The sequence below is a fragment of the Calothrix sp. NIES-2100 genome, assembly GCF_963875285.1.
Classification (GTDB): domain Bacteria; phylum Cyanobacteriota; class Cyanobacteriia; order Cyanobacteriales; family Nostocaceae; genus Aulosira.
Genome location: NZ_CAWNLA010000001.1, coordinates 1,799,027 through 1,821,587 on the forward strand (window position 1 = coordinate 1,799,027; position 22,561 = coordinate 1,821,587).

Annotated in this window: 31 protein-coding genes; 25 read left to right on the plus strand and 6 right to left on the minus strand. The window is 42.8% G+C overall.

What is annotated here, in order from left to right:
* The first annotated feature begins 160 nt into the window (after positions 1 to 160).
* The 3 genes from AACU32_RS07495 (at position 161) to AACU32_RS07505 (ending at position 1,867) form a co-directional block, all read left to right on the plus strand.
* Positions 161 to 907 (plus strand): LmeA family phospholipid-binding protein, encoded by a 747-nt coding sequence (locus tag AACU32_RS07495; protein WP_096599016.1) that lies wholly within the window; start codon positions 161 to 163, stop codon positions 905 to 907.
* 12 nt (positions 908 to 919) lie between these two features.
* The gene (locus tag AACU32_RS07500; RefSeq protein WP_096599017.1) at positions 920 to 1,462 is read left to right on the plus strand and encodes a DUF2231 domain-containing protein; all 543 of its coding nucleotides are present in this window, start codon (positions 920 to 922) and stop codon (positions 1,460 to 1,462) included.
* A 171-nt stretch (positions 1,463 to 1,633) separates the two neighbouring features.
* Positions 1,634 to 1,867, plus strand: coding sequence for a DUF167 domain-containing protein (locus AACU32_RS07505; RefSeq protein ID WP_096599018.1), 234 nt, complete (start codon positions 1,634 to 1,636; stop codon positions 1,865 to 1,867).
* Positions 1,868 to 1,955: 88 nt separating this feature from the next.
* Here AACU32_RS07505 and AACU32_RS07510 read toward each other — a convergent pair whose 3' ends face one another.
* Positions 1,956 to 2,567: a glutathione S-transferase family protein gene (locus tag AACU32_RS07510; protein WP_096599019.1), complete on the minus strand. Its 612-nt coding sequence runs from the start codon at positions 2,565 to 2,567 to the stop codon at positions 1,956 to 1,958.
* Positions 2,568 to 2,770: 203 nt separating this feature from the next.
* Here AACU32_RS07510 and AACU32_RS07515 point away from each other — a divergent pair, with 203 nt between their 5' ends.
* From AACU32_RS07515 to gatB, 5 genes are all read left to right on the plus strand, one after another.
* Positions 2,771 to 3,454, plus strand: coding sequence for an SOS response-associated peptidase family protein (locus AACU32_RS07515; protein ID WP_096599020.1), 684 nt, complete (start codon positions 2,771 to 2,773; stop codon positions 3,452 to 3,454).
* 199 nt (positions 3,455 to 3,653) lie between these two features.
* Positions 3,654 to 4,175 (plus strand): photosystem I assembly protein Ycf3, encoded by a 522-nt coding sequence (locus tag AACU32_RS07520; protein ID WP_096599021.1) that lies wholly within the window; start codon positions 3,654 to 3,656, stop codon positions 4,173 to 4,175.
* 161 nt (positions 4,176 to 4,336) lie between these two features.
* Positions 4,337 to 4,627, plus strand: a complete 291-nt coding sequence (gene gatC / locus AACU32_RS07525; RefSeq protein ID WP_096599022.1) for an Asp-tRNA(Asn)/Glu-tRNA(Gln) amidotransferase subunit GatC — start codon at positions 4,337 to 4,339, stop codon at positions 4,625 to 4,627.
* A gap of 125 nt (positions 4,628 to 4,752) precedes the next feature.
* The gene (locus tag AACU32_RS07530; protein WP_096599023.1) at positions 4,753 to 5,721 is read left to right on the plus strand and encodes a glutathione S-transferase family protein; all 969 of its coding nucleotides are present in this window, start codon (positions 4,753 to 4,755) and stop codon (positions 5,719 to 5,721) included.
* A gap of 114 nt (positions 5,722 to 5,835) precedes the next feature.
* Positions 5,836 to 7,311 carry an Asp-tRNA(Asn)/Glu-tRNA(Gln) amidotransferase subunit GatB gene (gene gatB / locus AACU32_RS07535; protein ID WP_096599024.1) on the plus strand — a complete coding sequence of 492 codons (1,476 nt, stop codon included), beginning with the start codon at positions 5,836 to 5,838 and terminating at the stop codon, positions 7,309 to 7,311.
* Positions 7,312 to 8,073: 762 nt separating this feature from the next.
* Here gatB and AACU32_RS07540 read toward each other — a convergent pair.
* The 4 genes from AACU32_RS07540 to AACU32_RS07555 all read right to left on the minus strand — a co-directional run bounded on the left by AACU32_RS07540 (position 8,074) and on the right by AACU32_RS07555 (position 12,570).
* The gene (locus tag AACU32_RS07540; protein ID WP_096599025.1) at positions 8,074 to 8,946 is read right to left on the minus strand and encodes an MBL fold metallo-hydrolase; all 873 of its coding nucleotides are present in this window, start codon (positions 8,944 to 8,946) and stop codon (positions 8,074 to 8,076) included.
* 318 nt (positions 8,947 to 9,264) lie between these two features.
* A complete protein-coding gene (locus AACU32_RS07545) occupies positions 9,265 to 9,921 on the minus strand; it encodes a hypothetical protein (RefSeq protein ID WP_096599026.1) in 657 nt (218 codons plus the stop codon).
* A 412-nt stretch (positions 9,922 to 10,333) separates the two neighbouring features.
* Positions 10,334 to 11,710 carry a DUF2330 domain-containing protein gene (locus AACU32_RS07550; protein ID WP_096599027.1) on the minus strand — a complete coding sequence of 459 codons (1,377 nt, stop codon included), beginning with the start codon at positions 11,708 to 11,710 and terminating at the stop codon, positions 10,334 to 10,336.
* Positions 11,711 to 11,736: 26 nt separating this feature from the next.
* A complete protein-coding gene (locus AACU32_RS07555) occupies positions 11,737 to 12,570 on the minus strand; it encodes an RnfABCDGE type electron transport complex subunit D (RefSeq protein WP_096599028.1) in 834 nt (277 codons plus the stop codon).
* Between the two features lie 198 nt (positions 12,571 to 12,768).
* Here AACU32_RS07555 and AACU32_RS07560 point away from each other — a divergent pair, with 198 nt between their 5' ends.
* Positions 12,769 to 13,242 (plus strand): GNAT family N-acetyltransferase, encoded by a 474-nt coding sequence (locus AACU32_RS07560; protein ID WP_096599029.1) that lies wholly within the window; start codon positions 12,769 to 12,771, stop codon positions 13,240 to 13,242.
* Between the two features lie 105 nt (positions 13,243 to 13,347).
* Here AACU32_RS07560 and AACU32_RS07565 read toward each other — a convergent pair whose 3' ends face one another.
* The gene (locus AACU32_RS07565) at positions 13,348 to 13,824 is read right to left on the minus strand and encodes an NAD(P)H-quinone oxidoreductase subunit N (protein ID WP_096599030.1); all 477 of its coding nucleotides are present in this window, start codon (positions 13,822 to 13,824) and stop codon (positions 13,348 to 13,350) included.
* Between the two features lie 709 nt (positions 13,825 to 14,533).
* Between AACU32_RS07565 and AACU32_RS07570 the strand changes: the two genes are divergently transcribed.
* The 16 genes from AACU32_RS07570 to rplF all read left to right on the plus strand — a co-directional run bounded on the left by AACU32_RS07570 (position 14,534) and on the right by rplF (position 22,561).
* Positions 14,534 to 14,683 carry a hypothetical protein gene (locus tag AACU32_RS07570; protein WP_339377637.1) on the plus strand — a complete coding sequence of 50 codons (150 nt, stop codon included), beginning with the start codon at positions 14,534 to 14,536 and terminating at the stop codon, positions 14,681 to 14,683.
* A 121-nt stretch (positions 14,684 to 14,804) separates the two neighbouring features.
* Positions 14,805 to 15,440, plus strand: coding sequence for a 50S ribosomal protein L3 (rplC, locus tag AACU32_RS07575; RefSeq protein ID WP_096599031.1), 636 nt, complete (start codon positions 14,805 to 14,807; stop codon positions 15,438 to 15,440).
* A 103-nt stretch (positions 15,441 to 15,543) separates the two neighbouring features.
* A complete protein-coding gene (rplD, locus tag AACU32_RS07580; protein ID WP_096599032.1) occupies positions 15,544 to 16,176 on the plus strand; it encodes a 50S ribosomal protein L4 in 633 nt (210 codons plus the stop codon).
* The gene (locus AACU32_RS07585) at positions 16,169 to 16,483 is read left to right on the plus strand and encodes a 50S ribosomal protein L23 (protein WP_096599033.1); all 315 of its coding nucleotides are present in this window, start codon (positions 16,169 to 16,171) and stop codon (positions 16,481 to 16,483) included. The genes rplD and AACU32_RS07585 overlap by 8 nt, the downstream gene beginning before the upstream one ends.
* Positions 16,484 to 16,490: 7 nt before the next feature.
* Positions 16,491 to 17,354: a 50S ribosomal protein L2 gene (gene rplB / locus AACU32_RS07590; RefSeq protein WP_096599034.1), complete on the plus strand. Its 864-nt coding sequence runs from the start codon at positions 16,491 to 16,493 to the stop codon at positions 17,352 to 17,354.
* Between the two features lie 193 nt (positions 17,355 to 17,547).
* The gene (gene rpsS, locus AACU32_RS07595; RefSeq protein WP_017651197.1) at positions 17,548 to 17,826 is read left to right on the plus strand and encodes a 30S ribosomal protein S19; all 279 of its coding nucleotides are present in this window, start codon (positions 17,548 to 17,550) and stop codon (positions 17,824 to 17,826) included.
* A 79-nt stretch (positions 17,827 to 17,905) separates the two neighbouring features.
* Positions 17,906 to 18,265 carry a 50S ribosomal protein L22 gene (gene rplV / locus AACU32_RS07600; protein ID WP_096607902.1) on the plus strand — a complete coding sequence of 120 codons (360 nt, stop codon included), beginning with the start codon at positions 17,906 to 17,908 and terminating at the stop codon, positions 18,263 to 18,265.
* Positions 18,266 to 18,317: 52 nt separating this feature from the next.
* A complete protein-coding gene (rpsC, locus tag AACU32_RS07605) occupies positions 18,318 to 19,085 on the plus strand; it encodes a 30S ribosomal protein S3 (RefSeq protein ID WP_096599035.1) in 768 nt (255 codons plus the stop codon).
* A gap of 86 nt (positions 19,086 to 19,171) precedes the next feature.
* Positions 19,172 to 19,597, plus strand: a complete 426-nt coding sequence (gene rplP, locus AACU32_RS07610; protein ID WP_096599036.1) for a 50S ribosomal protein L16 — start codon at positions 19,172 to 19,174, stop codon at positions 19,595 to 19,597.
* Positions 19,598 to 19,600: 3 nt separating this feature from the next.
* Positions 19,601 to 19,828 (plus strand): 50S ribosomal protein L29, encoded by a 228-nt coding sequence (gene rpmC, locus AACU32_RS07615; RefSeq protein ID WP_096599037.1) that lies wholly within the window; start codon positions 19,601 to 19,603, stop codon positions 19,826 to 19,828.
* Positions 19,829 to 19,834: 6 nt separating this feature from the next.
* On the plus strand, positions 19,835 to 20,086 hold the full coding sequence (rpsQ, locus tag AACU32_RS07620) for a 30S ribosomal protein S17 (RefSeq protein ID WP_045870365.1): 252 nt from the start codon (positions 19,835 to 19,837) through the stop codon (positions 20,084 to 20,086).
* 41 nt (positions 20,087 to 20,127) lie between these two features.
* On the plus strand, positions 20,128 to 20,496 hold the full coding sequence (rplN, locus tag AACU32_RS07625) for a 50S ribosomal protein L14 (protein ID WP_015129713.1): 369 nt from the start codon (positions 20,128 to 20,130) through the stop codon (positions 20,494 to 20,496).
* On the plus strand, positions 20,496 to 20,846 hold the full coding sequence (rplX, locus tag AACU32_RS07630) for a 50S ribosomal protein L24 (RefSeq protein WP_086762896.1): 351 nt from the start codon (positions 20,496 to 20,498) through the stop codon (positions 20,844 to 20,846). Before rplN ends, rplX begins: the two co-directional genes overlap by 1 nt.
* 116 nt (positions 20,847 to 20,962) lie before the next feature.
* Positions 20,963 to 21,511, plus strand: coding sequence for a 50S ribosomal protein L5 (gene rplE / locus AACU32_RS07635; protein WP_096599038.1), 549 nt, complete (start codon positions 20,963 to 20,965; stop codon positions 21,509 to 21,511).
* Between the two features lie 20 nt (positions 21,512 to 21,531).
* Positions 21,532 to 21,933, plus strand: coding sequence for a 30S ribosomal protein S8 (gene rpsH, locus AACU32_RS07640; RefSeq protein ID WP_096599039.1), 402 nt, complete (start codon positions 21,532 to 21,534; stop codon positions 21,931 to 21,933).
* A 79-nt stretch (positions 21,934 to 22,012) separates the two neighbouring features.
* The gene (rplF, locus tag AACU32_RS07645) at positions 22,013 to 22,561 is read left to right on the plus strand and encodes a 50S ribosomal protein L6 (protein ID WP_096599040.1); all 549 of its coding nucleotides are present in this window, start codon (positions 22,013 to 22,015) and stop codon (positions 22,559 to 22,561) included.

A 22,561-nucleotide genomic window follows, 5' to 3' on the forward strand; every position in this document is an offset into this window, starting at 1 on the left:
CGCCAGCGATTTGAGATTGACTGAATCCCCTCTTGGGTTGCAGCTTGGAGATTTGAGATTTGTGCTACTAACAAGCGGTATTGCTTAAACTGAAAAACAAATCCAAAATCCTAAATCAAAAATCTAAAATTGCCAAGGTCAAATAGGAGATTAATTCATAATGGACCAAAGTCCTGGACTAGGAGAGCAAGCGCTTAATAAAGCCGCAGAAGTTGGTTTATCTAGCCAATTAGATGAAGTAGAAAATCTAGATGTCAATATTAAAACCGATCCGCTCAAATTGGTTCAGGGACAGGTAGATGCCGTCTCCATTGAGGGAGAAGGTATGGTGATGCAAAAAGACCTCCGCGTCGAGGAAATGGATATGCAATTCCAAAGCGTCGCTATCAATCCTCTGAGTGTTGCATTTGGCAAAATTGAACTGACAAAGCCTACGGTCGGCAGTGCGCGAGTCGTTTTAACCCAAGCAGATATTAACCGCGCCTTTAACTCTGATTATGTTCGTTCTCAACTGCAAAATCAGAAAATACAGGTCAATGGACAAACCTCAACAATTAACCCTCAAAATGTAGATTTTCGCCTACAAGGTGAGGGAAAAGTAGCAGTTAATGCCAAAATTCTCTTAGTAGAAACTGGTGAAACTCACCAAGTTGCTTTTGAAGCAGTACCCCGCGTGAGTGCAAACGGAAAAAGTGTTTCTCTGGAAAATGTTGAATATGGACAAGGTGAGGAAATCTCGCCGGAACTCACAAAAGCTTTAGTAGATCAAACCAGTGAACTTTTGAATTTGAGCAACTTTGACTTGGAGGGAATGACCCTACAAGTTAACAGTTTAAAGGTAGAACCAGGCAAATTAATCCTCAAAGCTCAAGCTTATGTTGAGCAAATCCCTAACACTGAAAATTAAGGTACTAAAATAATGGAAACTACAGAAACAACCTCGACACCATTTCCCAATATTCCACCAATTATTGAAAGTGACGATAAAGAATATCATGATAGCGGTGTACCCAGTACAGTTGCGATCGCTGGACATCCCCTACACCCCTTGAGTGTGATCTTTCCCATAGCCTTTTTAGCCGCAGCTTTAGGAAGCGACTTTGGCTATTGGTTAACAAAGGATTTCTTCTGGGCTAGGGCTTCGCTTTGGTTAATCGGACTGGGATTGGCTGGAGGTGTTATTGCTGCAATCATTGGACTCAGCGACTTTACGAAAATTGAACGAGTCCGCAAGCGTCAAGCCGGTTGGGCGCATTTGATTCTTAACGTTTCTCTCCTCGTCTTAACACTCGTCAACTTCCTGATCCGTCTAAATAATGTTGAGTCAAGTATTTTACCTTGGGGACTGATACTATCACTGATAGTGGGAACTTTAACTAGCATTTCTGGCTGGTTCGGTGCGGAACTCTCCTATCGTCATAAAATCGGTGTAGTCGGCGCTGGTAGTAAAAGATATCCTTAAATATCTAGGATTCCTAATTGATTTGTGAACACATATGTAGCAGTAGGGTGGGCATTGCCCATCCTATTTTTGTAAGCTTACATTGGGGATGACTACGAATTTATTCATCCCTCACCACATAAATGATCGGGGGTTGTCTAGGTTCATCTCATCAAAATTCAGGAATCAACAATGCAAAAAAAAGTTAAAGTTAAAGTTAAACCTAATTCCAAACAGCAAAAGATTGAAGAGCAAACCGACGGTAGTCTGAATGTACATTTAAAATCACCGCCAGTAGATGGTAAAGCTAATGAAGAGTTAATTAAACTACTAGCAGAAAAATTTAATGTACCATTATCTCATATTCAGATTAAATTAGGTGCGACTTCCCGACAAAAATTGGTAGAAATTGATACTGAGGTTTAAGATTAAATCCGTAGATAGCAATTAGTTAACAGCTATCAGGGTAAAGCTGATAACTGTTAACTAATAACTTTTGATCATCATCATACTGTCAATCTTGTTTAATACTTATATATCCTGATTGAGATTTGACCCGTGCTATCCAAGCTTGAATAGCCGAAAATTCTGCCAAATCAAATCCACCTTCATCAGCTACATGAGTGTAAGCAAACAAAGCAATATCAGCAATAGTATAGCGCTCTCCGACAAAAAACCTGTGAGAGCTTAAATGCTTTTCCATCACTCTTAATGCAGCGTAACCAGGTTCACGTCTTTGTTTTATAGCTTCTTGATACTCTTCGGGCTTACCTAAAATAGAGATTAAAAATCTCGATGTGGCGATGAAAGGTTCATGGCTAGATTGTTCAAAAAATAGCCATTGCAGCACTTGGGCACGCAGAAATCTGTCATAAGGTAGAAATTCTGTGCCTTCACTTAAATACACCAATATTGCATTTGATTCTGCTAAGTATTTCCCAGGTTCAATCTCCAAAAGGGGAATTTTACCGTGAGGATTTTTACTCAAAAATTCGGGTGTTCGAGTCTCGCCTTTGGTTATATCAACTTCTATTCTCTCAAATGGCATCCCAATTTGTGTCAATAGAAGACGTATCTTGTAGCCATTACCTGAAGGTAAAAAATCGTACAGCCGTAATATTTCCATGCCAAAAGTATAATAGGGAATATGTTGAGAAGGTAGGGTTCAAAATACAATATCTTACCAAATGATTTTCCCAAAACCGGATATTTTCTGATTTATATTTAGTATCTGACTGGAGAATAGAATTATCTGAAGAAATAAAAAAATATTAATTATTTATCATAATTTTAGATGTTTGATTTTAATCTATGGGGAAAAATAAAAATATGTGTGGAAGATTCACTTTAAACCAGACAGCAGCAGCCTTAGCTCAAGCTTTTGATCTAGAAGCAGTTCCCGAATTAGCAGCGCAATATAACATTGCACCTACGCAAATGGTGGCGACAGTAGTACATAAACCAGAAAGTGACAAGTGTCAATTTCAGCAGTTACGTTGGGGGTTAATCCCCTCATGGGCGAAAGACCCAGGAATAGGGGCAAAACTGATCAATGCTAGAGCTGAAACTGTAGCCGAAAAACCCTCTTTCCGTTCAGCTTTTAAACACCGACGCTGTTTAGTGTTAGCTGATGGCTTTTATGAATGGGAAAAACAACAGCACAAAAAACAACCTTTTTATTTTCGGGTTCAAAATGGTCAGCCATTTGCTTTTGCTGGTTTGTGGGAGAAATGGCAATCTCCTTCGGGAGAAGAAATAACCTCTTGTACAATTTTGACAACAACAGCCAACGAAGTACTGCAACCAATTCATGATCGGATGCCAGTGATTTTGGCTGCTAACGATTACAATTTGTGGTTAGACCCCCAACAGCAAAAGCCGGAAGTCTTACAGCCGCTATTGCGTCCTTATCCAGCCGGAGCCATGACTAGCTATCCAGTTAGCACTTTGGTAAACAAACCTCAGCATAATACTCCAGAGTGCATTCTGCCAATCGATGAGAACAATCCCTGATAAATCAGTAAAATTAAGTATTAAGTATAGCGATCGCACAATTAGCAAGTGGATACAATTTGTGGCTCTCCCCTTTCAATCGGTTGACTAAAGAGGGAAAATAAGGAGGTTCCGCCGCCCACACGATGTAGAAACAATACAATCGCGTCTCAACAACGACATCTTTTGAGCCAATAGCTGCAACCCCACAGAAGCAAATATGCCAAGAACCCAGAAAAACGATAACTTTGTTGACAAATCCTTTACAGTGATGGCGGATATCATTCTCAAGATACTGCCAACCAACAAAAAAGCTAAAGAAGCTTTTGTTTATTACCGAGATGGCATGTCGGCTCAGGCAGAAGGCGAATACGCTGAAGCCTTAGAATACTACGAAGAAGCCCTCACATTAGAGGAAGATCCTAACGATCGCGGCTATATCCTCTACAATATGGGACTAATCTATGCCAGCAACGGCGACCATGAGAAGGCTTTAGAACTGTACCATCAGGCAATTGAGTTAAACCCCCGTTTACCCCAAGCCTTAAACAACATCGCCGTGATTTATCATTACCAAGGCGAAAAGCTCAAAGAAACTGGGGATCATGAAGGTGGTGAAGCCATGTTTGACCAAGCAGCCGATTATTGGGTGAGAGCAATTCGCATGGCTCCCAATAACTATATTGAAGCCCAAAACTGGTTGAAAACCACTGGCAGAATGCAAATTGACGTATTCTTTTAGTCAATAGTCATTTGTCATTTGTCATTTGTACTTTGTCATTTGTCTGATGACCAATGACCATTAACTAATGACTCTTGACCAATGACTAATGACCAATGACTAATGACCAATGACTAATGACTCTTGACCAATGACCAATGACAATTGACTACTAATAAACAATGATAGATCGTGAACTAGTCCATAAAGTAGCCCTTCTCGCTAGGTTAGAATTAACACCAGAAGAGGAAGAGCAATTCACAACCCAACTGGGAAGTATTCTTGATTACATCGAGCAGTTAAATGAACTAGATGTGAGTGATGTACTGCCAACAACAAGGGCTATAGATGTCAGCAATGTTACGCGCGAGGATGAATTACAGCCCTATCCTGACCGCGAAGCCATCCTCCAAGGTGCGCCTGAACAGGAAGGAGAATTTTTCAAAGTACCCAAAATTCTCAATGCTGAATAGTTAATAGTCCAGAGTCAATAGTCAAAAGTCAATAGTCCAAAGTCCAGAGTAATTAACTTTTACAAATGACAAATGACCATTGACCAATGACCAATGACAACTGACAACTGACCAAGGAGGTAATTATGGGTTTGGGAATCCTCAAAAATGGAAAGTGGGTATCTGAACGGGATCAAGAAGATACCCAAGGCAGATTTATTCGTCCCTCCACCACTTTCCGCCATAAAATTACAGCCGATGGCTCTAGTGGATTTAAAGCTGAAAAAGGGCGTTATCATCTGTATATTTCCTGGGCTTGTCCTTGGGCTTGTCGGACTGCAATTATGCGTCAGTTAAAAGGTTTAACAGATGTTATTGGGTTATCAGTAGTTGGGGCAGAAATTGACCAAAATAGTTGGGAATTTAGCGATGAACCAGGCGCAGTTCCTGATACGCCCAACGGGAGTCAATATCTTTGGCAACTTTACCTCAAGGCTGAACCTAACTACAGTGGGCGGGTGACAGTCCCAGTTTTGTGGGATATTCAACAACAGACAATTGTTAATAATGAATCTCGCGAAATCATGCGGATGTTGGATACAGAATTCAATGATTTTGCGAAAGCAGATGTCAACTTCTATCCTCAAGAATTGCAGAAAGTAGTTGATGAAACAATTGACGCGATTTACAAACCAATTAATAATGGTGTTTATCGGGCGGGATTCGCTACTACTCAATCGGCTTATGATGAGGCAGTAACAGAATTATTTAATGCTCTTGATTATTGGGAACAAGTGTTAGACAAACAACGCTATCTCTGCGGTAATAAAATTACTGAAGCGGATTGGTGTATGTTTACTACCTTGTTTCGCTTTGATGCAGTTTATTATGTGCATTTCAAATGCAACATCCGCCGAATTGTTGAGTATCCTAATCTGTGGAATTATCTCAAAGAACTCTACCAACTGCCGGGAGTCAAAGAAACTTGTAATTTAGACCACATCAAACGGCATTATTACCGCAGTCATCCCAAGGTTAACCCTACAAGGATTGTACCAAAAGGCCCGTTGATTGATTTTGATGCAGATCACGATCGCGATCGCCTAAGCATCTAATCGGCAATCCCTATCTATCAGACTCAGCAATCAACACTATTTAAGAATTCAACCCAACTTATAAGGCAGCTACAATAGTACCCTAAAGAAGGATTAAGCCCGATTTTTGATTTTATGACTTCTGCTACAACTGTAAAAACTGAGTACGAAGCGATTATTGGTCTAGAAACCCATTGTCAGCTGAGTACAAATACCAAGATTTTTTCTACCAGTTCTACGGCATTCGGTGGTGACCCCAATACTAACATCGACCCAGTATGTATGGGTTTACCTGGAGTCTTACCAGTTCTCAACCAAAAAGTACTCGAATATGCCGTAAAAGCAGGTTTGGCACTAAATTGTCAAATCGCTAAATATAGCAAATTTGACCGTAAACAGTATTTTTATCCCGATTTACCAAAAAATTACCAAATTTCTCAATATGACCTGCCAATCGCCGAACATGGTTGGTTAGAAATTGAATTAGTAGATGCTGATGGGAATCCGTCTCGCAAACGCATTGGAATTACCCGTTTGCACATGGAAGAAGATGCAGGGAAATTGGTACACGCAGGTAGTGAGCGTCTTTCTGGCTCTACTTATTCTCTGGTAGATTACAATCGGGCAGGTGTGCCATTAGTAGAAATTGTTTCCGAACCAGATCTGCGTTCAGGGCAAGAAGCTGCTGAATATGCTCAAGAATTGCGGCGGATTGTACGCTATCTTGGCGTTAGTGACGGCAACATGCAAGAAGGATCTTTACGTTGCGATGTCAACATCTCAATTCGTCCAGTGGGACAAAAAGAGTTTGGCACAAAAGTAGAAATTAAAAATATGAACTCATTCAGCGCCATCCAAAAGGCGATTGAATATGAGATTGAACGACAAATTGCCGCCACACAAGCAGGCGATCGCATTATCCAAGAAACTCGTCTGTGGGAAGAAGGTTCGCAACGGACAATTAGTATGCGGACAAAAGAAGGTTCTAGCGATTACCGCTATTTCCCCGAACCAGATTTAGCACCAATTGAAGTTTCAAGTGAACAATTAGAAACTTGGCGCAGTGAACTTCCAGAATTACCTGCGCAAAAACGCCATCGTTATGAAACTGAATTGGGGCTTTCTGCCTACGATACGCGAGTTTTAACAGAAGATCAGCCTGTTGCTGACTATTTTGAAACAGCGATCGCCGCCGGTGCAAGTCCGAAAGCAGCCGCTAACTGGATTACTCAAGATATTGCAGCCTATCTCAATAAGCAAAAACTCAGCATCAGCGAAATTGGTTTGACTCCCCAAAATTTAGCTGATGTCATCCTGCGGATTGAAAAAGGCAAAATCAGTAACGCCCAAGCCAAACAAAAGTTACCAGACTTACTTGGTGGTGTGTCTCCGGAAAAAGCTTTTGCCGGTCAAGAACTGATCACCGATCCGGCTGTGTTAGAACCAATTGTAGATGAAGCGATCGCCGCCAATCCCAAAGAACTAGAAAAATATCGCAACGGTAACATTAATCTCAAAGGCTTCTTTGTCGGACAAGTGCTGAAAAAAACGGAAAAACGCGCCGATCCGAAGCTGACTAATGAATTGGTAGAAAAGAAACTCAATTCTTAATCCCGATTCATCTCCATCGCTTCCTAGATCCCCGACTTCTTGAAGAAGTTGGGGATCTCACCCCTTCGAGTGCTACTTGCTGGGCAAAATTTTTCCAAAGAGAAATTATGATGATGGGTTATACCCCTCAATCTCAAAGTGCTATACTCTGTTGATTGAATCCACCATGATGCTCTAGAGAGCGCTCTCAGTGGCTCTTGTTTTACTTTGCTTAACCAAAGTGAAGAAATTAGCCAAAAAAATAGTCAAAAAATTAGCCAAAAATTTTTGTTAGGGGGTCTTGCCCTTCATCTCATACGTGTTATAATATGCTATATAGATGCACCCTGATGATCTGGAGAGCTGCCCAAGTAGCTCTCTCTTTTTTTTTGTAAAGCTTCCATAACACTTCATCATAACTTTGCAAAAATCAGGCTCAATGATGGGTATTGACCCTCATGCATAAAATGCTATGATCTGCTAATTAGATGCACCCTGATGATCTGGAGAGCTGCCCAAGTAGCTCTCTTTTTCGATTGTGTGGAAACTTGATTAACGACTTAATTATTTTTTGATATTTTTTTGATTGGGGGTCTTGCCCCTCACACCAAATGTGTTATAATCTGATATATAGATGCACCCTGATGATCTGGAGAGCTGCCCAAGTGGCTCTCCTTTTTCCATTTTTGGGCAGGGATGAAAAGATTTTAGTCAGTACTTAGAGACTTTTAAGTAAAAAATATTTCATTGCTATTGTTTACGGTTGACTGTTAACTGTGAACCCTAAACACCTTTCATCCACTCGATACACTTATGCATCTGCTGATGCATTAGATCAAGATGAGCATGAAATCGCCGCCCATGTCCTGGTAATACCCACTCAAATGAGAAATTAGCTAATTTAGTCATTGATTTAATCTGTTCTGACCAGGAATACCAGCAGAAATCGCGGAACGCAACCAATTGGTGTAAGTTTTCTGACCAAGCGAGATGGTCACCAGTAAAAAGAAACTTGTTTTTATAAAGTAGAACAGTGTGTCCTTTGGAATGACCTGGAACTGGGATAATTAATACATCCCCAGTCAATGCAAATGGTTCAAAACCAGTAAGTTTTATTTCCACATTGCGAGTATCCCCAGTAATATCATCAGCATGAAGAATGCGTTGACACTGAAAATGTTCAGCAAACTTTTGATGATCTGCGACATCATCTCTGTGAGTCAGGTACATATAAGCAATTCCGCCCATCTCCTCTAAACGCTTGACTAAAGGCGGTGTAAACCTAGGAGAATCTACTAAAATATTACCTTCTGGATGTTGAATAAAATAGCTAGCAGCAGCGTAAGATTTTTCCGAGTGATAGCCGCAGTGGTAAACATTTTCTGTCACTAATATCGGCAAAGTTTCTTGAGCAATTCTGATATCTTCTGGCTTTGCAACTGTGCCAATAGAATTAGTCGGACAAGCTAAAAGTGCTTGCAGTGCTGCTAATCTTTCTGTGGCATTTATAGGTTGGTGATAAACTGCTGACTGTTCATGAACACGATGAAATACTTCCGGAACCATCCAGCGACAAGTATCACAATCTATACAGGTAGTATCTACATATAAATCGCCGTTAACATTTTCAGGGCGACGCAGTTTTAAATTAGCCATATTAAATAAACCTTTTTTTGCCTAGCTAATTGCTGAGAACGATAAACCCTATATCACTACGCTAACAAAACTCAACTCAAAATATAGAAGTCGTTAGAGGTAAATATATTCATCCAACAGCAATGTTTTAGTTAGGGCACTGCCTATCTAATTCGTAATTTATAATTCATCTACGGCTCTATTTTGCCTGATATCTACAAATCTTCTTATTATGGGTAGTGTATAAAGTGCCACCCATAACGTAATTAGAAATTGTTAATTATCGGCTCAGATATTGGCAATAATGTTTAATTGTTATCATGCGATCGCCACCCTTGGCTAAACTTCTAAATACCCTTCAAATTCCGCAAATTTACGCAAGCGCGGTACACACTGACGTTGATAAAAACTACTTAAAGTTGGAATTGGTAAACCGAATTGCGCAGATAATTCCTTCCAACTAGCTTCCGGAGGAAGACGTTTCAAAATTAATATCTGACAATTTACATCTGGACGGCCTTTAACACAAGTACTACGTAGTTCTCCATTAGTATCAACTTCTACCCACGTCCTCACGTTTTCCAAAATCGGCGGAGCTTCTGGGGTAGCAGCTAGGTTTTCTACAGGGTCAATAGTCTCACTATTGTCACCCGAACCAGACTGCAGTACTTTTAAAGGCACTTTAATAACTTGTTCTCGTTGCTGGTAGAGATAAAAGTCTTGAAGTCGGTGTTTTAGGTATGCATTCAACCAAGTTACAACGCTGCCATAACTGGGATCGTAAGCTTGACCTGTGCTAGCTTCACAAATGTTGCGACAAAAATATAACCAAGTTTGTTGGAGTGCGTCTTGATAATAGGAAGTACTTTCCTTCCAGAGTCTATTTGTAGTCAAGCGAATGATTTGTGTCAGTAACTTCTGACGTTCTTGACTTCCGCGTGGGTATTCACAAGCTTGTGCAACTAAGACGCGTAGCTGTTCATCCAATTCAACCATACCAATCTGGGTTTAAAAAGCAAGAATATCATAGTATTGCGTATAACACTGTCGGAAAAAATTACCCTTTGTCGTGATATTAATTCTCCCGTTTTATAGGGGACATGAGGGAGCAGGGGGAGATGAGGGGGATGAGGTAGCAAAATTATCCTCATCCCTAACTGGAGCCAAATCAGTTAAGGGACTTTCAAGTAAAAAATATTCCATTGCTATTGTTCACTGTTGACTGTTGACGGTTCACAGTTAACAGTCAACAGTCAACGTTTAACGGAATAATTTATTTTTTGGAGTTCCCTCATATTTTTGTAGGTTGTTGAGAATGGTGCTAGATATTAGTAGAATCGACTACCAAACGTCTGCTTGAAGCGGAGGATTAGACAACTTTTAGGCAGATTATTTTAGTGTTATATAGCTATAAACCCATCCAAGAAAAGAAACGTTCCCACCAAGAAGTTGTGATATCGCCAACAGTTAACTTCAATTTGCGGCGGATGTCTTGAATATTCCAGTTGGTTAGCTTGGCTAAAGTTTGCGCCTCTTGTTCAAAGCGCTTAGGCAAGGACTGTTTATATTCTCGCCCTGCTGGACACTTGACTTCACCCAAAAACGGATGTTGTAAAATGTAACGTCCCTGAAAAGATTCGCGATTGGAAGTTTCTTGGAACATCGGATCTTCGGGAAACTTGTTGCGGGTATAACGAATATGCAACCGACTGATGAAAACACTGCTGTTAGATACAGGAGGACGGACACTACGGCGAGGTGCTGGAACTCCACTACCAGAATCGCCATCTAGCCAAAATACACCTGCTTGCTTCAGTTCTTCTGGTGATAAAGGTTCGGCAGAACAAGGATCGCAACTGCTCATATCCCAGGCATATTCTAAGAAAGCAACTTTCCGGTCTTCTTTATTGTAGGCAGTTTGGAACATGGATTTATAGAATTCGCCAAATTCCTCTTTGACAAACAGCGGAATATAGGCATCAGAAGGAATTTTTACCGTCCGGTAGTTGGTAGTTTCTGCCTGTCCTTTTGGCGATAGGATATAGACAATTACATCTTGCTCACTGGCAGCGTTGACCATACCTAAGCGAATGGGCAGCATGAACTTTGGTGATTTGTAGGCAATTTGTAGCGGGCGGAGTAACTGGTAGCTAGATTCCTCAAATTTCTCTAGGTTGACTTTAGCAACAAAGAATTTCATAGCCGAACGGATATAAGGCTTCAGTAAATCTTTGGCTCCTTTAGGGATTTTGTAACCATTTTGACGCAGCCAGGTTTCCAATCCGCCAGATTCTTTAGCACTGAGAATCACAATGTCGTATTCACCAACATTGAAACGCGCCTCAACAGTGACACCCAAACTATTACCACCCCTCTCTCCCTTAAACTCATCTCTAGCTGTAGCTCTAGCTGCGGGGGCTGGTAAATTACCTTCGTAAAGTTGAGCGCAGGGATCTGAGTCGAAATATTCTACCAATCGCGGGGCGCTAAAAGCATCAAGACGTTCAATAATCTTGGGTTGGGCAACATGAACTTGCTCTTTTTGCAATACAGTTGGTACAGGTACAACGATCGCAAAATCTTTGACTTCGCCCTGAAAATCATTAGCCATTGTCAGCACAGTGCGATCGCCATCCCTTGCAATCACCACCTGAGAAGCTTTGTTATACAGTTTGGTATCAGCTTTAGAGACATAAAATCCACAAAATGCCCATGCTGTTGGGGCAAAGCACAGCACAGCTATTAATGCCATCACTATGGAGATGAAGAATCTTAAAGGTTTCATTTGATTTCTCGATTGTGTTAAAGGGGTTAGGGGCTAGGGACTGGAGAATTATCAGTAACAGTAGTGTTCCCATCTTTACTAAGCCAGGAATATTCTGGGGCTGACAAAAAAGCATCAAATAGAATAGTCAATGGCGCTAGGATAAACAGTGCCCAGAAAACTGCGCTGGAAATAAAGAAATAATTCCGCAGTATAAAAGTGAATATGGCAATGCAGACTGCCCAAACTATCCGCCCGATTCTGGCGTTGGGAATTGATCGCGGATCGGTGACCATAAATAGGGCAAATAACAACAAAGATCCACTCATCAAACGATGCAAGTAAACATCCCAAGTCCACCCCAGCCAAAGATTACGAATCGCCTCTAGCAGTGAGTAGGAACCCAAAAAGGCGGCGGTAGTGTCCCAGCGACCAACGCGCTGCACAATCATCCCACCAGTCCCGACAAATAACAGCCCATACCACCAGTCTTCTCCCCACTGTCCGGGAGAAACCCAAGCATCAGAGGTGAGTAATAAGGCAGTAATAATGCCAAAATTCGCCGGATTGAAGAAATGTTTATTCCCGACTTGAAAGAGAAATTTGCTAGCGATCGCACTGGCTGCGGCCAAAGCCATTGTCGTCCAATGATCCGCCCGCAACAGTAAGCTGAGTCCCAATGAGGTAATCAGCGCACTACGAATATTCAGCTTTTGTTCTTGGCTAAACACCGATGACAAAATCCATTGGGTTAATAGACAAGTTGCGATCGCTACCCCAATCAACTCCGGTCGCAACGTCCAGTCCCTTGTCCCAATTCCCAAAACTAGGAACAAGGACAGAAACAGAATTTGATAATCTCGGACATCATTCAACAACATTACCCGTCTACTCCGGGATTACTCGCAGATTTTTCATCAATCTAGACGGATAAATGTGCAAATAATGCCCTTGTTACAGTTTTTGTTACAAACTCAATTTCTGAAGGCAAAGAACAGGGTTAGACCTTTATACAAATTAATATTGCGTATCCATTCGCTACAATTCAAACATCATCTTGCTTACCAACCCTTGAGCTTATGCAAATCCGCAGTGCAACACCAGCCGATGTACCCAAAGTTCTACCAATGGTTGCAAAGATTTGTGCTTTGCATGATGCTTGGGACTCTGCCAAATATGGATTTCTGCCCAATCCAGAACAGCGTTATCAAAACTGGTTGGGGCGTTTAGCAAATAGTGATACCAGTGTCTTTCTAGTAACTGAAGATGAAGAGAATTTGGTAGCGTTTTTAGTAGCGACAGTTGAACGCGAAATACCAATTTATCGGTTACAAGAATATGCCTTTATTCATGATATTTGGGTTGATCCAGAATATCGCCAAAAAGGAGTAGCAAAACAAATGGTGATGCAAGCTGTTGAACGCTTTGAGCAAATTGGGGTTAAGCAAATCAGGTTAGACACCGCAGCCATTAACGAAGCCGCGCGAAAGTTATTTGCATCTTGTGGTTTTCGCATCAGCACTATAGAAATGCTGATGGAATTGAGTCAATAGTCAATAGTCAGTTGTCAATTGTCAGTTGTCAGTTGTTAAGAAGTCCAAAGTCCAGAGTCATTAACCTTGACCAATGACCAATGACCAATGACTATTGACCAATGACTAACCAGCTAAAAGTGTTTTTTCTAGAGGAGTCCAACGGAAAGCGCGATCGCCACCCCTCTCGATTACTACTTTTACTTTTGGTTCTAAACGGGGTAAAGCGGTTAAGAAGTCAATTTCCTGATTGGAAAGAATATGCCCCTCGATAATCCACAATACTAGTCCTTTGGACTTTGGCGGTAACTGTTCTAGGTGAGAAGTGATCAGAGGTGGCAAATAGTATACAGCACCTACTGCCGCACCACTACCAGTACTTTTTTTACCCAAATGAGGTGGTCTGACTCCATGAACTCCTGTGAGATAGGCAGCCAAATCCCCTAGCCCCTTAGCAGTAATGTGGAGAGTTTCGTAGCCAGTTGCACGCAGTCGGCGACGATACCGACCTTCATAACCCCCTTCGGGAGGTACATAAACACCAAGAGATCCGACTTTTTCTAGTTCGCGAATAAAAGCGTTGCCAGTGGTAAGTAGTGCCATAGATATTCGTTCTATCTCTCTTAGATATCTCTATTATTTACTGCGAACCCTAAATTCGGTTCAACAATTAATTTATGATCTAGATTAGGTTTACCTCCTGTCAATCCATTCACATCGCTTTACCTTAACTTTGATACATCTCGACAGGGAAAGGGAATGAGGAGGATGAGGGGGACAAGGGGGACAAATGCCTATTGCCTTCTTGACAAATGACCAATGACAAATGACTATTGACTAAATAAATTTATAGACAAATCTAAATAAATCATTTATATTGTTAGATTGTGACCAATTACGCAAATTAAGTTGCCCTCTTATTGGCATTCTTAGCTAGTGTGAGCATCAAGAGTTAATGACTTGATTCCAAATTTGGAGAAAGCTAGCGTAGAGCGATCAGAGACTGGTACACTGAAAAAGCTTTCGGGTCAAATATAGAACTTATGGCTGGAATATTCAAGCCAACCTTAAGTTCCAGACTACATTCACTCCTGTAGTCCTGAAAAAGTAGGCAAAACCTTGAACAATAGTTTAAGGTGTTTTAGTCGGAGTAGAAACTAAGCGGTAATGTTGGTTTGATCGCATTACATTAGTCTTAGCTAAAGGATACTGAGTGGCAAGATGCTGCTTAAGTCCCACTACAGCACGGCTGTCGCTGACCGTAGGGAAATCCCTTCAAGGCGCTGCCTCCAGAAAGTGCCTAAGCAATTGCTTGGATGAAAGCATTGCTGCACAAAGTGCAAAGCCCTCAAGCCTTGCCTTGATTCCAGAAGTTAACCCTTCCCAAAAAGAAGGTGCTTATGGCTGTTCTGGTGAACTGGTGAGTGAAAGTAAACGGATTCACCAAACAGTAAGGACATAGTTTTTTGTGTCCCGGAAAACTTGGAGTCTTCAAAACGGCTCTAAATTTATCGGTGTACAAAAAGCCTGTCTTTGAGAGTCCGATGCCAAGGTTAGCAAGTAGATAAGGAGAACCAGTTACTGTGTCTGTAGGTATTCTCGGCACCAAGCTGGGCATGACCCAAATATTTGACGATGCAGGAGTAGCCATTCCTGTCACCGTTATCCAAGCGGGTCCATGCACCGTTACCCAAGTTAAAACAAAACAAACTGACGGTTACGCTGCCATTCAAGTTGGTTTTGGCTCAGTTAAACCTAAGGCTTTGAACAAGCCGCTATTAGGTCACCTAGCAAAATCATCTGCCCCAGCGTTACGTCATTTGAACGAGTATCACACAGATACTTCCAGTGACTATGCTTTAGGTCAAGAAATTAAAGCAGATATTTTTAGTGCAGGTCAAATTGTAGATGTAATCGGTACAAGTATCGGTCGTGGTTTTGCGGGTAACCAAAAGCGTAACAACTTTGGTCGCGGGCCCATGTCACATGGTTCCAAAAACCATAGAGCACCCGGTTCCATTGGTGCTGGTACCACCCCAGGTCGTGTTTATCCCGGAAAACGGATGGCAGGACGTTTAGGCGGTAAACGCATCACAATCCGCAAATTGACTGTAATACGAGTCGATGCAGAGCGCAATTTACTGCTAATCAAGGGAGCTATTCCCGGTAAACCAGGTGCGCTGGTGAGTATCGTACCTGCCAAGAAAGTTGGTAGGTAGTCAAGAGTCATTAGTTGTTAGTCATTAGTCATTAGTCATTGGCTAAGGACAAGTGACAAAAGACAAATGACAAAGGACAAATGACAAAGGACAAATGACAAAGATGGTTGAGACTATAGTTAAAAATTGGCAAGGAGAACAAGTCGGACAGACTTCGTTTGAGTTGCGGGTTGCCAAAGAAGAAACAGCGGCTCATGTTGTACATAGAGCTTTGGTTAGACAGCAGACCAATGCTCGCCAAGGAACTGCTAGCACAAAAACCCGCTCTGAAGTTAGAGGTGGTGGACGCAAACCTTGGCGGCAAAAAGGTACAGGTCGCGCGCGTGCAGGGTCAATTCGTTCACCCCTGTGGCGTGGTGGTGGTGTAATCTTTGGCCCAAAACCCAGAGATTATGAATTAAAGATGAACCGCAAAGAGCGGCGCTTAGCATTGCGCACAGCTTTTGTGGGTCGTGTTGACGATTTGATTGTAGTAGAAGAATTTAGCGAACAGCTATCCCGCCCCAAAACGAAAGACTTAGTAGCAGCACTAGCGCGTTGGGGAGCTGCACCAGAAGAGAAGACACTGTTAATTTTGTCTGAGATTGCACAGAACGTTCATTTGTCAGCCCGCAATGTAGAAAATTTAAAAGTAATTGCTGCAAATCAGTTAAATGTTTTCGATTTGCTGCACGCTGACAAAATTGTAGTGACAGCATCAGCCATAGCAAAAATTCAGGAGGTCTACAGTGCCTAACTTCGACCCCCGTAACCTAGCTGACTTAATCCGTCGCCCAATTGTGACCGAAAAGGCGACCATCCTCATGGAGTTAAACAAATATACTTTTGAAGTAACTCCCAAGGCCACCAAACCAGAAATTAGAGCCGCGATCGAAGACTTATTTCAGGTAAAGGTCGTCAAAGTCAATACTTCCAACCCACCTCGGAAAAAACGGCGCGTGGGCAAATTTATTGGTTACAAGCCCCAATATAAAAAAGCGATTGTGACGATCGCACCTGGGGATGTAGAAAAGGTTAGACAACTTCTATTCCCAGAGGTGTAAAACAAAGATGGGTACTCGTTCTTATCGCCCTTATACCCCTAGTACTCGCCAAGTTACAATCTCTGACTTTGCGGAAATCACTAAAACTGAGCCAGAAAAATCCCTGACTAAGTACGTACATCGTGCCAAAGGACGGAACAATCTAGGCCGGATTACTAGCCGTCGTCGGGGTGGCGGACATAAACAGCTTTACCGGATTATCGACTTTAAGAGAGATAAGCGGAACATTGCGGGTACAGTTACAGCAATTGAATACGATCCCAACCGCAATGCGCGGATTGCCCTGGTGATGTATGAAGATGGTGAAAAACGGTACATTCTCCATCCCAATGGCTTAAAAGTTGGGACAAAAATTATTGCTGGTCCCGAATCTCCGATCGAAAATGGGAATGCTTTACCCCTAGCGAATATTCCCTTGGGTACGGGTGTTCATAATGTGGAAATGAAACCTGGCAAAGGTGGTCAAATTGTGCGTGCTGCTGGTGCTACAGCGCAAGTTGTGGCGAAAGAAGGCAATTACGTTACCCTCAAGCTACCTTCCGGTGAAGTTCGCTTAATTCGCCGTGAATGTTACGCCACCATTGGACAAGTAGGTAACACCGACGCGAGAAACTTAAGTGCAGGTAAAGCTGGCCGCAATCGCTGGAAAGGACGCCGTCCCAAAGTTAGAGGTAGCGTCATGAACCCAGTGGATCATCCCCACGGTGGTGGTGAAGGTAGAGCGCCAATTGGGAGATCTGGGCCTGTTACTCCTTGGGGTAAACCTACTTTAGGTGCAAAAACACGCAAACCCAAGAAAGCTAGCAGTAAATTCATTGTTCGCCGTCGCCGTAAATCTTCTAAACGCGGTCGCGGTGGTCGTGAATCATAGAATTTTAGATTTTGCGAAAAGTTGCGTGGGCGGGTTTCCCGACTTGAGCAAACTTTTCAAGAGAGATTTTGGATTTTCGATTGGGTTTACTTATTAGCATCCAGAAATTTTAAAGCTTTATGAAGATACCTAGTCATCCAAAATCCGAAATTCTCAATCCAAAATCCTTGCATCCAAAATCCAAAATAGCACTATGGGTCGTTCTCTAAAAAAAGGTCCTTTCGTAGCCGATCACTTGCTCAGCAAAATTGAAAAGCTGAACGCCAAAAACGAAAAACAAGTGATTAAAACTTGGTCGAGAGCATCGACAATTTTACCCCTGATGGTAGGTCACACCATAGCCGTTCACAACGGACGCCAACACGTTCCCGTTTTTGTCAGTGAGCAAATGGTGGGACACAAGTTGGGAGAATTTGCCCCTACACGTACATACAGGGGTCATGGAAAAAGTGACAAAAAATCAGGTAGGTAGTCATTAGTCATCAGTCATTAGTCATTAGCTAAAGACAAATGACAAATGATAAATGACAAATGACAAAAAAGGAAAAAATATGGCTACTGATACTACTGAAGTCAAAGCGATCGCTCGTTTTATCCGCATTTCTCCCTTTAAAGTACGTCGTGTACTCGATCAAATTCGGGGCAGGTCGTACCGAGAAGCGTTGATTATTCTGGAATTTATGCCTTATCGCGCCTGCGATCCAGTTTTAAAGGTTCTCAGAAGCGCCGCCGCCAATGCGGAGCATAATGCTGGTTTAGACCGTGCCCAGCTAGTGATTACTCAGGCATACGCCGATCAAGGCCCAGTACTCAAAAGATTCCAACCCAGAGCGCAGGGTCGAGCTTACCAAATTCGCAAACCGACGTGTCATATCACCGTAGCAGTAGCCGCTGGCGCTGCTGCTGAATAATTACTAGACACGAAAAAATTGCGTAAAGTAAGAAATTTTAGAGGAAGCATTTGTGGGACAAAAAATTCATCCAGTTGGTTTTCGACTGGGTATTACACAAGAACATCAATCTCGGTGGTTTGCCGTTCCTGACAAATATCCAGAACTGCTCCAAGAAGACCACAAACTCCGTCAATATATAGAACAAAAGCTGGGTAGACTAGCGCAAAACAACGCTGGGATCTCAGAAGTGCGGATTGAGCGCAAAGCAGACCAAATCGACTTAGAAGTACGCACAGCTAGACCTGGCGTAGTCGTAGGTCGTGGTGGTCAAGGGATCGAATCCTTACGTACCGGACTCCAAGAACTGTTGGGTAGCAATCGCCAAATTCGCATCAACGTAGTAGAAGTACAACGAGTTGATGCTGATGCCTACTTGATTGCCGAATATATCGCTCAACAATTGGAACGCCGCGTATCTTTCCGTCGGGTGGTACGTCAAGCTATTCAACGTGCCCAACGTGCTGGTGTTCAAGGCATTAAAGTCCAAGTTAGCGGTCGGCTAAACGGTGCAGAAATCGCCCGTACAGAATGGACTCGTGAAGGTAGAGTACCCTTACATACCTTAAGGGCTGACATTGATTACTCTTACTGTACAGCCAAAACGGTTTATGGGATTCTCGGCATTAAAGTGTGGGTATTTAAGGGAGAAATCATCCCTGGACAAGAAGAAACTGCTCCTGCACCCACAACCCGTGAACGCGATCGCGATCGCGCTCCCTCTCGCCGTCAACAACAACGCCGTCGCCAACAATTTGAAGACCGCTCAAATGAAGGGTAAATCGTCATTAGTCATTAGTCCTTAGTCCTTGGTAATGACAAATGACAAATGACAAATGACAAATGACAAATGACAACTAACAAACCATGTTAAGTCCAAGAAGAACTAAATTCCGCAAACAACAACGCGGACGGATGGAGGGTCTAGCCCACCGTGGTAGCACCCTGAACTTTGGCGATTTTGCACTCCAAGCTCAAGAACCTGCTTGGATTACCTCCCGACAAATCGAGGCTTCTCGTCGAGCCATGACCCGTTACATTCGCCGGGGTGGACAAATCTGGATTCGGATTTTCCCTGATAAACCTGTAACCATGCGTCCGGCTGAAACCCGGATGGGTTCCGGTAAAGGTAACCCAGAGTTTTGGGTAGCTGTAGTCAAGCCAGGGCGGATTTTGTTTGAAATCGCTGGTGTTTCTGAAGAAATCGCCCGTGAAGCCATGCGCCTAGCTGCATATAAGCTGCCAATTAAAACCAAATTTATTGTGCGCCCCCAAATACAGGAGCAGGAGTAGGTTATGCCTCTTCCCAAGGTTTCAGAAGCTAGAGAATTAACTGACGAGAAACTGTCCCAGGAAATTGTTGCTGTTAAAAGACAACTATTTCAATTGCGCTTGCAAAAAGCGACCAGACAATTGGACAAGCCCCACCAGTTTAAACACGCCCGACATCGCCTAGCACAATTGCTAACAGTCGAAGGAGAACGGAAACGGGCAGCAAGTCAACAGTCTCAAGAACAAAAGTAGGAGATTATGGCAGTCAAAGAACGAGTTGGCTTGGTAGTGAGCGATAAAATGCAAAAAACGGTAGTAGTAGCCGTAGAAAACCGCGCTCCTCACCCCAAGTACGGCAAAATTGTAGTTCAAACCCGGCGCTATAAAGCTCATGATGAAGACAATCAGTGCAAAGTGGGCGATCGCGTTCGCATTCAGGAAACTAGACCCCTGAGTAAAACCAAGCGCTGGCAAGTCACAGAAATTCTCAACGCCAAAGCTACAACGTAATAGTTGTTATCAAACTAACAACTTAACAAGGGAGACAAATTGTGATTCAACCCCAGACTTACCTGAATGTCGCAGATAATAGTGGTGCCCGGAAGCTAATGTGCATCCGCGTATTAGGCGCAGGCAACCGCCGTTACGGTGGCGTGGGTGATAAAATTATTGCCGTTGTCAAAGATGCCCAACCCAACATGGCTGTAAAAAAGTCAGATGTGGTAGAGGCAGTAATTGTCCGCACTCGTAAAAGTATAAATCGAGATAGCGGTATGAGCATTCGGTTTGACGATAACGCCGCAGTGATCATCAACAAAGATGGTAACCCCAGAGGCACACGGGTATTTGGCCCAGTTGCCCGGGAACTGCGTGATAAAAACTTCACCAAAATTGTTTCTTTGGCTCCGGAGGTGCTGTAATGGCAAAACAGCCACAACCCAAGGTATTTCATAAAATGCATGTCAAAACTGGCGACACTGTGCAAGTGATTGCTGGTAAGGACAAAGGAAAAGTGGGTGAAGTGATTCAAGCACTGCCACAACTTAGTAAAGTTATTGTCAAAGGCGTCAATATTAAAACTAAGCACGTAAAGCCCCAGCAAGAAGGGGAATCAGGAAGAATAGTCACCCAGGAATTCCCGATTCATAGCTCCAACGTTATGCTTTACTCCACCAAGCAAAACGTCGCCAGTCGCGTATGCTACACCTTCACCGCTGAAGGTAAAAAAGTGCGCAAGCTCAAGAAAACCGGCGAAATCCTGGATAAATAGTCAGCGAGCAAGGGACGATTTTAGATGAGATTTTAAATTCAATCTAAAATCCCAAATCTAAAATCTAAAATTCAAGGTTCCCTGACCAAGCCCAGGGAGAAACAGGACAAAAAATTATGGCGACAACAAGACTCAAAACCTTATATCTAGAGACAATCGTCCCCAAACTGACCAGTCAGTTTCAATACACCAACGTTCATCAAGTGCCGAAGTTGGTCAAAGTTACTGTTAACCGAGGTTTGGGAGAGGCGGCTCAAAATGCTAAAGCACTAGACGCGTCTCTCAACGAAATTGCCACGATTACTGGTCAAAAACCAGTAGTAACAAGAGCGAAAAAGGCGATCGCCGGCTTCAAAATTCGTCAAGGTATGCCTGTTGGGATCATGGTGACCTTAAGAGGCGAGAGGATGTATGCCTTCCTCGACAGACTTATTAGCTTGTCCCTACCCAGAATCAGAGATTTTCGCGGCGTTAGTCCTAAAAGCTTTGATGGTCGCGGTAACTACACTCTAGGTGTCCGAGAACAGCTAATTTTTCCAGAAATCGAGTATGACAGCATCGATCAAATCCGTGGTCTAGATATTTCCATCATTACCACAGCGAAAAACGACGAAGAAGGCCGCGCCCTACTGAAAGAAATGGGTATGCCTTTTCGCGATCAATAAGTTCATCTAAAGAGGGAACGATGGCGGCTAACGACACAATTGCAGATATGCTGACGCGCATCCGCAATGCCAACTTGGCGAGGCATCAAACTACACTAGTGCCTGCAACAAAACTCACCCGTAGTATTGCAAAAGTACTACGAGAAGAAGGCTTTATTTCTGAATTTGAAGAATCAGGAGAAGGCGTAAAACGTAACCTGGTGATTGCCCTGAAATATAAGGGTAAAAATCGCCAGCCACTAATTACCGCCCTCAAGCGCGTAAGTAAACCTGGTTTGCGGGTTTACTCTAATCGCAAAGATTTACCCAGAGTACTCGGTGGTATCGGCATTGCCATTATTTCTACATCCAGTGGGATTATGACCGACCGCGAAGCGCGGCGTCAGAACTTGGGTGGGGAAGTACTGTGCTATGTCTGGTAGTCATTAGTCATTAGTCATTTGTCATTAGTAAAAGACAAAGGACAAAGGACAAAGGACAAATAACAAAGGACAAAAAGTCATGTCTCGTATTGGTAAACGTCCAATTACTATTCCCGCCAAAGTGCAAGTGGCGATTGATGGCAGCAAAGTTGTCGTCAAAGGGCCTAAAGGAGAACTTTCTCGTGTGTTACCTAATCATGTGTCAGTCTCCCAAGAAGGCGAAACATTACTAGTAACTCGTAGGGATGAAACCCGCACCTCCAGGCAAATGCACGGTTTGAGCCGTACTTTAGTGGCCAACATGGTCGAGGGCGTGTCCCAAGGTTTTCAGCGCCGTTTAGAAATCCAAGGTGTTGGTTACCGGGCACAAGTCCAAGGTCGTAACCTCGTTTTAAATATGGGTTACAGCCATCAGGTACAAATTGAACCTCCCGATGGAATTCAGTTTGCTGTCGAAGGTACAACTAACGTCATAGTCAGTGGCTATGACAAAGAAATAGTAGGTAACACAGCAGCGAAAATTCGTGCCGTTCGTAAACCAGAACCGTATAAAGGCAAGGGTATTCGCTACGCAGGTGAAGTGGTCAGACGGAAAGCTGGTAAGACTGGTAAGGGTGGTAAGAAGTAA